This window comes from Halomonas sp. 3A7M (assembly GCF_014897875.1).
Classification (GTDB): domain Bacteria; phylum Pseudomonadota; class Gammaproteobacteria; order Pseudomonadales; family Halomonadaceae; genus Vreelandella.
Genome location: NZ_JABUZD010000082.1, coordinates 71,243 through 79,720, shown reverse-complemented (window position 1 = coordinate 79,720; position 8,478 = coordinate 71,243). Strand labels below are relative to the sequence as shown.

Here is an 8,478-nt window from a genome sequence, read left to right as displayed (position 1 = left end):
AGCCTCGCTTTATACACCATAACTTATGCGGATTCACTTAGTATGATTGTTGCTAAGATTTGAATGTTCGTTTGGGGTATGCGTGTCCACTCTTAGTTAAAAATATATTTATGCGGTGTGTTCTTGTGATCATGCCAATAAATCAGTCTTGGAGGGGTAGGTAAATGACTGTAAAAAAAGAAGAATATGAGTTTTTCACGCTGGATGATGAACTGTTAGCGAGCTATTACCTAAGTTTCCATGATCTAATGACTCAGGCGGAAGAGGCTACAGCTTCAGATGTTGCGGCTGATGCTGTTAACAAAATTCTGGGAGGGGGGCTAGCAACTAACGTTACCTATACCGGCTCAAGTAACGCTGCGTTTTGGGTTGATAATTTTGAAATTCTGCCAGATGAAGATTCTGAGTTGCCAGCATATCAATATGGTCAGGGTATTATGTTGTCGACAGGTGGGTTCCCAGGCTCAGAGAATACCACGACTGGGGATAGTGTGAGTCACGGGGAGCCAGGAGACTCAGATCTAACCGAAACGGCACTTGAAGCATTTCCGGGGGCGGGTAGCACAAACGATGCGTCAGTGATTGAGTTTACGGTAAACGTCAATGACCCGGATGTGGATACACTTCGTGCGAGCCTTGTATTTGGCTCAGAAGAGTTCCCTGAATATGTTGACAGTGATTTTGTAGATATTGCTGCTCTATATGTCAACGGCGTTAACTACGCTGAGTTTGCTGCTACGGATAAGCCTCTAAGTGTTATTTCAGATAACCTTGAGTCAGGTGTATTTATTGATAATGACAATCAATTTAGTTCGCCTTATGCAATTGAGTGGGACGGCTTTAGCAGAGAGATTGTAGTTCGAGCTCCTCTCCAACAAGGCGAGAATACCGTCAAGATTGGTATTGCGGATACTGGTGATTTCATTCTGGATTCAGGTCTTTTTGTATCTGATCTCTCTCTGATTGGTGGGGGAGGCTCTGGCGGCGGTGTGCTCAGTGCGTTGGTTCCGGATGCTGGGGGCAACGTCACTACAACCGTGGCTGCAGAAGAAGTCACGTTGAATGAGCAGGCAAACACCGTCACAGGCAGTACTACTGAGTTGAATGGTGATGTCATTGTTGGTTTTGAGTCGAATGACAAAGTAGTTGTTAAAGATAGCTTTTTTGATGTGTCAGATGTGACATTTAGCCTTGGGTCGGTGATTTTAGATATTGATTCTAATCAGGACGGGGAAAATGATACGACGCTGACGTTTGCGGACTTGGATGATCCAGATAGCTTTGTATTTACACAAGCTGAGGATGGGACCACGATCACCCTTGAGGAGACTTCTCCGGAGCCAGAGCCAGAACCAGAGCCAGAACCAGAACCAGAACCAGAGCCAGAACCAGAGCCAGAACCAGAACCAGAACCAGAGCCAGAACCAGAGCCAGAACCAGAACCAGAACCAGAGCCAGAACCAGAGCCAGAACCAGAACCAGAACCAGAGCCAGAACCAGAGCCAGAACCAGAACCAGAACCAGAGCCAGAACCAGAGCGGCCAATAATGATGATCTAGCGGGTCGTTTTGGCTGGTTGGCCAGTGGCAACTTGTTTGCTGATAATGGCAATGGTGCTGATCAGGCTACTGGGGACGATGCAATTGTCATCACTGCCATTGATGGTCAGGATGTTGTTTTCAATACGGCGATGACGCTGGACTCCGGTGCGAGTGTGGTTGTGCAGGAAAATGGCGACTTCACTTATGACCAAGGTTCTGCGTTTACTGCTTTGGCAGAGGGTGAGATGGTTATGGATACTTTCGAGTATTCAATTGCCAATAGCCAAGGCGTGGCAGCATCAGCAGTTGTTACAGTGGAGCTGGGTGAGGTAGCTGATAGCGTTGAGGTTTCGGCTATTGAGGCGCTTTACCAGATGGCGTTTGACCGCGAGGCGGATGCCGAGGGGTTGGAGTATTGGTCCGGTATTCGTAACGAAGGTAGCAGTCTGTTTGAGGTGGCTGACTACTTCTTAGCATCGGAAGAGTTTGTCAGCGCGCATGGTGATAACCTAGGCGATGATGACTTCCTAATGCTGCTTTATGACAATACCTTCGACCGTGCGCCCGATGCAGAAGGGCTTGAGTACTGGTCTGAGGTGCTGGGAGCTGAGCAGGCTGGCCAGGGCGATGTAATGGCTTACTTCGCCTCATCCGACGAAATACACAGCAAGTATCTGGCGGAAGGTTTTATCTTCGCCTGATAGCGCAATTTTGACAGTAACCTAAGCGGCTACATCTGTAAGAGTAGTCGCTTTTTTTATCTTCAGCCCAGCAGGCGCCAGCGCTCTATTCGAATCGAGGAAGTAGAAGTGAGAATTAAAAGTCAGAGGGACAATAAGTGTAGGCGAGGGGGGGTAAGTCAATAATGTTACAGCGTTGGTGCCCAGGAGAGGACTTGAACCTCCACGACCATACGGTCACTAGCACCTGAAGCTAGCGCGTCTACCAATTCCGCCACCTGGGCGAATACAAACGTTTTGCTAATACTTTATCTATACTATTTCTAAAATAGTACTGCTTGCCGCTACACCATTTTACACCATGAAAAGGGGGTGACATGATATAAGATGGTGCCCAGAAGAGGACTTGAACCTCCACGTCCATACGGACACTAGCACCTGAAGCTAGCGCGTCTACCAATTCCGCCATCTGGGCAAGTGGCGCGTATGATACCGAGGCCACGCTTAAATGCAAGACCCAGTAACTGTTTTTTATCATTAAAATCGTACAATTGCCGAGCTAGGTGGTTGGGTGATTGAGCGGGCAGCGCTATAATGCAGTGATGACCAAACCAAACATGATGTTTTTCAGTCAATCATTGGCTGAATCCTCCCGCCCGCAGTGCACTGCGCCTGCGCAAACTGTCTGCCTCCCGCAAACGCAATCAAGGATGTTGATCGCATGAAGTACTGGACGTTGAGTGATGATCCGCACGCCGAGCGCGAGGCGCAAAAGTATGATAATCCTGCGCCCAGCCGCGAATATTTATTAGCTGCCCTGGAAACGTACGGCAAGCCAATAACCCACGAAAATATGAGCCGCATGCTCGGCATTGAAGATGAAGATCATCTTGAAGCTATTCGCCGTCGTATGGCTGCCATGGAGCGTGATGGTCAGGTGCTGCGCGATCGCCGCGGCGCTTATGCACTAATTGATAAACTTGACCTTATTAAAGGGAAGGTGCTGGGCCACCGAGATGGCTTTGGCTTCCTGCTGCGTGATGATGGTAAAAAGCCAGACTTAGTATTGCCTCCACGTCAGATGCGCCGTGTTTTCCATGGCGATTACGTGCTGGCGCGTGTTAGTGGCCGTGACCGCCGTGGCCGTGATGAGGCGACTATTGCCGATGTGATTGCGCGAAACACCCAAACGATTGTGGGTGTATACCGTAGTAACTCGCCTGAGTTTGGTGTGCTGATTCCTGAAAATCCACGTATTACCCAGGAAGTTATCATTCCTCATACGGCAAGCGCTGGCGCGAAAGACGGGCAGGTAATATCTGCAAAAATCGTTCAGCAGCCGGCCACGCGTGTTCAGCCGGTCGGCGAGGTTATCGAAGTGCTGGGCGAGCGGATGGATCCTGGCATGGAAATAGATATCGCGATTCGTAGCTACGATATTCCCGCTGAGTTTCCGCCAGAAGTGCTTGATCAAACCAGCGGTATTTCAGCAGAAGTATTAGAGGAAGATAAGCAACACCGCGTCGATCTGCGTGAGATTCCGTTGGTCACTATCGACGATGAGTCCGCCAAAGACTTTGATGATGCGGTGTGCGCCTGGAAAACCAAGTCGGGCAGTTGGAAGCTGTTGGTCGCTATTGCCGATGTGTCGCACTACGTGCGCCCGGGGACCGCGCTTGATGATGAAGCGCGCACGCGGGGTAACTCGGTGTACTTCCCAGGCCAGGTTGTGCCGATGCTGCCTGAGCTGCTCTCAAATGGCTTGTGTTCGTTAAATCCCCATGTTGATCGTCTTGTGATGGTCTGTGAGATGAATATCTCCAAGACGGGGGCTATTAGCCGCTACTCGTTCTACGAAGCGGTAATGAACTCCCACGCTCGCCTGACCTACAATAAAGTGGCGGCCATCCTCGATAACGAGAGCGATGAAGGGGAAGCGCTGCGCAATGAGCACAAGGCGCTAGTGAAGCCGTTGCAAAATTTGCACGAGCTTTATGGCCTGCTGCGTAGTGCCCGGGAAGAGCGTGGTGCGATTGATTTTGATACCACTGAAACGGCGATTATCTTCAATGATGAGCGCAAGATTGAAAAAATCGTCCCGCGCACCCGCAACGATGCTCATAAGCTAATTGAGGAGTGTATGCTGGCGGCCAACGTGGCCACCGCGCGCTTCCTGGATAAGCATGACTTGCCCGCTCTTTACCGTATTCACGAGCGCCCGACACCGGAGCGCCTTGATAAGCTGCGTCTGTTCTTGAGCGAACTGGGGCTTTCCGTTGGTGGTGGCGATATGCCGACGCCTCAGGACTATCAAGCGTTACGTGAGGCGATTATTGATCGCCCAGATGCTGACATCATCCAAACTGTCATGCTGCGCTCAATGAACCAGGCGGTTTATTCGCCCCAGAATGAGGGCCATTTTGGCTTGGCTTACCAGGCCTATGCGCACTTCACCTCACCGATTCGTCGTTACCCTGATCTATTGGTGCATCGTGCCATTCGCTCGGTTATTCGTGGGCCACGACAAACCAATACGGTTGTTCGGGTAGAAGGCGCACCGGTTGATCCGCCAAGCAAGTGGTGTCCTTATACCTTCGAGCAAATGCTTGAGTTGGGTGAGCACTGCTCAATGACCGAGCGGCGGGCTGATGAAGCAACCCGTGATGTTGAAAGCTGGCTCAAGTGTGAGTTTATGTCCGACAAGCTGGGCGAAACGTTTGAAGGTACTATCGCCTCAGTGACTCAGTTTGGCTTGTTTGTGCGACTGGATGACTTCTATGTCGAAGGGTTGGTGCATGTCACCTCGCTGCCCTCTGACTACTACCACTATGAGGCAGAGAAGCATCGCCTCAAAGGTGAGCGCACAGGCACGACCTACCGCTTGGGTGACGGGCTTACGGTTCAGGTTGCGCGGGTAGATATGGATGATCGTAAGATCGACTTTGGTTTAGCTGACGAGAAACCCCGGCCACGCCGCCAGCCGCGCAAGCGCCGCGGTGGAGAAGGTGGTGCTGGAGTAGAAGGGGGAGCTAGCAAAGCGGCATCGGCTGATAAGCAGCCGACGCGCCGTGGGCCAAGACGCACGCGTAATGGCCCGCGTAAACCATCACCGAATAAGGGTTGAGCATGAAATCGTCGTCTCGACGTAGCTCGCGTCCGGCTGTTCGAACTCCGGATGGGCTAGACCAAGTGTATGGCGTTCACGCCCTGGAAAGTCTGCTGGAACGGGGCGAAACGCCCCTTGAGTTGTGGGTGCAGCAAGGCGCGGGTAACCGCTTGAAGGAAGTGGTTGCGAGCGCTCAGGCTCGTGGTGCGCGGATTAAAGAGCAGTCTCGAGACTTGCTGGATCAGCTTACTCAGGGTGCAGCCCACCAAGGGGTTGTGGCATTTTGCCCGCCGCTGGTTCCCGAAGGGGAAGAGTCGTTGTGGTTGAAGCTACGCGCATGGCAAGCGTCTGCACCGCCGCTATTGTTAGTGCTGGATGGTGTTACCGATGTTCATAACTTTGGTGCGTGCCTGCGCAGCGCGGATGCTGCTGGTGCCCACGGTGTGATTGTGGCTAAGGATAAAGCCGCGCCGTTGAACGCGACGGTGCGGAAAGTAGCTTGCGGCGCAGCCGAGGTGGTGCCTGTTTATCAGGTTACTAACCTATCGCGTACATTGGCTAAGCTAAAAGATGCTGGTGTATGGATTACCGGTACTGCTGGTGAAGCTGAGGCTAGCCTGTTTGAGATTGATATGACTGGCCCGACTGCATTAGTGATGGGCGCTGAAGGGAAGGGCATGCGCCGGTTAACCAGGGAAGCCTGCGATAATCTGGCAAAGCTGCCTATGGCCGGACAGGTGTCCAGCCTGAACGTATCGGTCGCGACAGGCATTTGTTTGTTTGAAGCTGTTCGGCAGAGGCAGCTTGCAAGTTAAGCACTAGCCCACTAGAATGCTTGCGCCCGTTTAACTTTAAGCGGGCGCTCGTATTGGCTAACAGTTAATACGAAAAACAGTTCTGCTTGATGCCCCAAATGACATCGTTCGCGGTGAACAATGGGCATTTCAGTTAACTCCTTGCTTCCCTGTCGTCATTGATACAGCTGTGTCAATACACACCGGAAGCTGTCAAACCGCAAGGAGATTCCATGCGTCATTATGAAATCGTGTTTATGGTCCACCCGGATCAGAGCGAGCAAGTGCCGGCTATGGTCGAGCGCTACACCAGCATTGTTACCGAAAACGGTGGCACTGTGCATCGCTTGGAAGATTGGGGCCGTCGTCACCTGGCTTACCCGATCAACAAGATCCACAAAGCCCACTACGTGCTGATGAACGTTGAGTGCACCGGCGAGACTCTCGAAGAAATCGAGAACATCTTCCGTTTCAACGACGCCATCATCCGCAGCTTGGTTGTTCGCTGTAAAGAAGCGATCACCGAAGCTTCTCCGATGATGAAGCCGGCAGAAGAAAAGCGTCCGCGTCGCGAAGATAAACCGCGCGCTGAAGAAGCTGAAGAAGAAACTGCCTAATTTCATCCACCGCACGTTTTAAGGAGCTAGTCCATGGCACGTTTTTTCCGTCGCCGTAAGTTTTGCCGCTTCACTGCTGAAGGCGTCAAGCAGATCGACTACAAAGATCTCGATACGCTGAAGGCTTACATCACCGAAACCGGCAAGATCGTTCCGAGCCGTATTACCGGCACCAAAGCACGCTATCAGCGTCAGTTGGCGACTGCTATCAAGCGTTCGCGTTACTTGGCACTGCTGCCCTACTCCGATAGCCATCAGTAAGCGTTTAACGTGATGCTGGCACTGGCGAGATGGCTCATGCGGAGCACGCCCTATGCCATTGGCGGGGCGGCGTTAGCGACGCTAGTGCCTTGGCTGTTCTGGTTAGGGGCAGCCATCGCCGCGCTAGTTACCTTACGCAAAGGTTTTGCACCTGCGCTTCCGGTAATTATCGCTGCTGCACTACCTGCGGGGTTCTGGTGGTCTCAAGGTGACGTCATTCCACTTGCTAGCGTACTGCTAGTAACGCTAATGGCAGTCATCCTGCGTGAGAGGATGCGTTGGAGTGAAGCGTTAATCGTTGGCACATTGGCGGCAGCGGTTATGGTTCAACTCGGCATCTTTATACCGCCAGGTGGAACAGAGTTAATGCTGGAGCAACTGCGAGCAAGCTCTACTGAGATTGATCGCATGCTGACAGAGTTTGCTAACCAAGGTATTGATGCACCGACGCTCGCCGCTATGGTGATCGGTGGTGTAACAGGCTTGGTGGTATTGTTGGCCGCTATTGCGTGTTTGGCTTTGGCGCGAAGCTGGCAAGCTGGGCTTTATAACCCAGGCGGCTTCCGCGAAGAGTTTCACGCACTGCGCCTATCGCCCAAAGAGCTGGCTGTTTTAGTCGTGCTTGGTGTGGGGGGTATGGTGTTGGGAGCGCACGCTCTGGCAATGCTTGGTTGGATTCCACTGCTGGTAGCTGGCATTGCGCTAGTGCATGGGTTTATTGGAATAAAGGGGATGAACGGGCTGTGGCTGGTGGCATTTTATGTGCTGCTGATCACGACCTGGCCCACGATTCTCATTGTGCTGCTGTTGGGGCTGATTGATACATTCGCGAACGTTCGCGCACGCCTTGCCCGCAGCAACTGACAAGAGGTTTACGAGATGGAAGTCATTCTGCTCGACAACATTGGTAAGCTGGGCGGCCTGGGTGACAAAGTCACTGTAAAGCCCGGTTATGGTCGTAACTATTTGGTTCCTTACGGCCTAGCCGTGCCGGCAACCAAAGATAACGTTGAAGCATTCAAAGCCCAGCGTGCTGAGCTTGAAGCCCAAGCCGCTGAGCGTAAAGCAGAAGCTGAAGCGCGTGCTGAGCAGCTTAACGACATCGAATTGTCGTTGGTTTCTAAAGCAGGCGATGAAGGCAAGCTGTTCGGTTCTATCGGTCCTCGTGACTTGGCCGACGCTATTTCCTCTGCTGGCATCGAAGTTGCCAAGAGCGAAGTACGTATGCCGCAAGGTCCGATTCGCCAAACTGGCGAATACGACATCGCTCTACACCTGCATGCAGAAGTAGATGCTGTTGTTCGCGTGGTTGTTGTCGCAGAGTAAACGCTCTCGCCAACGCTGACGCCTCAAAGGGCGCGGGTCTTCCCGCGCCCTTTGTCTTTTTAATCTATGTCGTTCTAAGCGCGGTCAAAAACGTTTGAGGTGTGGGTCGAATTTTTTTGAACGTCGCTTGGCGTAGATAGGTCGCTTATGGTG

The 8,478-nt window shown here is 52.1% G+C and carries 8 protein-coding genes and 2 tRNA genes; 8 read left to right on the top strand and 2 right to left on the bottom strand.

From position 1 onward, the window contains the following. Positions 1–164: 164 nt before the first annotated feature. Positions 165–1,559: a choice-of-anchor L domain-containing protein gene (locus tag INT19_RS07770; RefSeq protein WP_193060353.1), complete on the top strand. Its 1,395-nt coding sequence runs from the start codon at positions 165–167 to the stop codon at positions 1,557–1,559. A gap of 32 nt (positions 1,560–1,591) precedes the next feature. Next, positions 1,592–2,242, top strand: a complete 651-nt coding sequence (locus tag INT19_RS07765) for a DUF4214 domain-containing protein (protein WP_193060352.1) — start codon at positions 1,592–1,594, stop codon at positions 2,240–2,242. Between the two features lie 176 nt (positions 2,243–2,418). Here INT19_RS07765 and INT19_RS07760 read toward each other — a convergent pair. Continuing rightward, positions 2,419–2,505: transfer RNA gene (locus INT19_RS07760), tRNA-Leu, on the bottom strand. A 104-nt stretch (positions 2,506–2,609) separates the two neighbouring features. Continuing rightward, positions 2,610–2,696: transfer RNA gene (locus tag INT19_RS07755), tRNA-Leu, on the bottom strand. A gap of 246 nt (positions 2,697–2,942) precedes the next feature. Between INT19_RS07755 and rnr the strand changes: the two genes are divergently transcribed. The 6 genes from rnr (at position 2,943) to rplI (ending at position 8,325) form a co-directional block, all read left to right on the top strand. Next, the gene (gene rnr / locus INT19_RS07750) at positions 2,943–5,345 is read left to right on the top strand and encodes a ribonuclease R (RefSeq protein ID WP_193060351.1); all 2,403 of its coding nucleotides are present in this window, start codon (positions 2,943–2,945) and stop codon (positions 5,343–5,345) included. A 2-nt stretch (positions 5,346–5,347) separates the two neighbouring features. Then, on the top strand, positions 5,348–6,142 hold the full coding sequence (gene rlmB, locus INT19_RS07745) for a 23S rRNA (guanosine(2251)-2'-O)-methyltransferase RlmB (protein WP_089039382.1): 795 nt from the start codon (positions 5,348–5,350) through the stop codon (positions 6,140–6,142). 212 nt (positions 6,143–6,354) lie between these two features. Next, positions 6,355–6,738: a 30S ribosomal protein S6 gene (gene rpsF, locus INT19_RS07740; protein ID WP_009721681.1), complete on the top strand. Its 384-nt coding sequence runs from the start codon at positions 6,355–6,357 to the stop codon at positions 6,736–6,738. A 33-nt stretch (positions 6,739–6,771) separates the two neighbouring features. Beyond that, positions 6,772–6,999, top strand: coding sequence for a 30S ribosomal protein S18 (gene rpsR / locus INT19_RS07735; protein ID WP_009097135.1), 228 nt, complete (start codon positions 6,772–6,774; stop codon positions 6,997–6,999). A 12-nt stretch (positions 7,000–7,011) separates the two neighbouring features. Next, entirely contained in the window at positions 7,012–7,863 is an 852-nt protein-coding gene (locus INT19_RS07730) for a hypothetical protein (protein ID WP_038476971.1), read from the top strand. 15 nt (positions 7,864–7,878) lie between these two features. After that, positions 7,879–8,325 (top strand): 50S ribosomal protein L9, encoded by a 447-nt coding sequence (gene rplI, locus INT19_RS07725; protein WP_038476968.1) that lies wholly within the window; start codon positions 7,879–7,881, stop codon positions 8,323–8,325. Positions 8,326–8,478 lie beyond the last annotated feature (153 nt).

What these genes read in the sequence shown, in the direction of transcription:
- INT19_RS07730 (WP_038476971.1), top strand. Translation starts at nt 7,012, where the DNA reads ATGCTGGCACTGGCGAGATGGCTCATGCGGAGCACGCCCTATGCCATT.
- rlmB (WP_089039382.1), top strand. Translation starts at nt 5,348, where the DNA reads ATGAAATCGTCGTCTCGACGTAGCTCGCGTCCGGCTGTTCGAACTCCG.
- rpsR (WP_009097135.1), top strand. Translation starts at nt 6,772, where the DNA reads ATGGCACGTTTTTTCCGTCGCCGTAAGTTTTGCCGCTTCACTGCTGAA.
- rpsF (WP_009721681.1), top strand. Translation starts at nt 6,355, where the DNA reads ATGCGTCATTATGAAATCGTGTTTATGGTCCACCCGGATCAGAGCGAG.
- rnr (WP_193060351.1), top strand. Translation starts at nt 2,943, where the DNA reads ATGAAGTACTGGACGTTGAGTGATGATCCGCACGCCGAGCGCGAGGCG.
- rplI (WP_038476968.1), top strand. Translation starts at nt 7,879, where the DNA reads ATGGAAGTCATTCTGCTCGACAACATTGGTAAGCTGGGCGGCCTGGGT.
- INT19_RS07770 (WP_193060353.1), top strand. Translation starts at nt 165, where the DNA reads ATGACTGTAAAAAAAGAAGAATATGAGTTTTTCACGCTGGATGATGAA.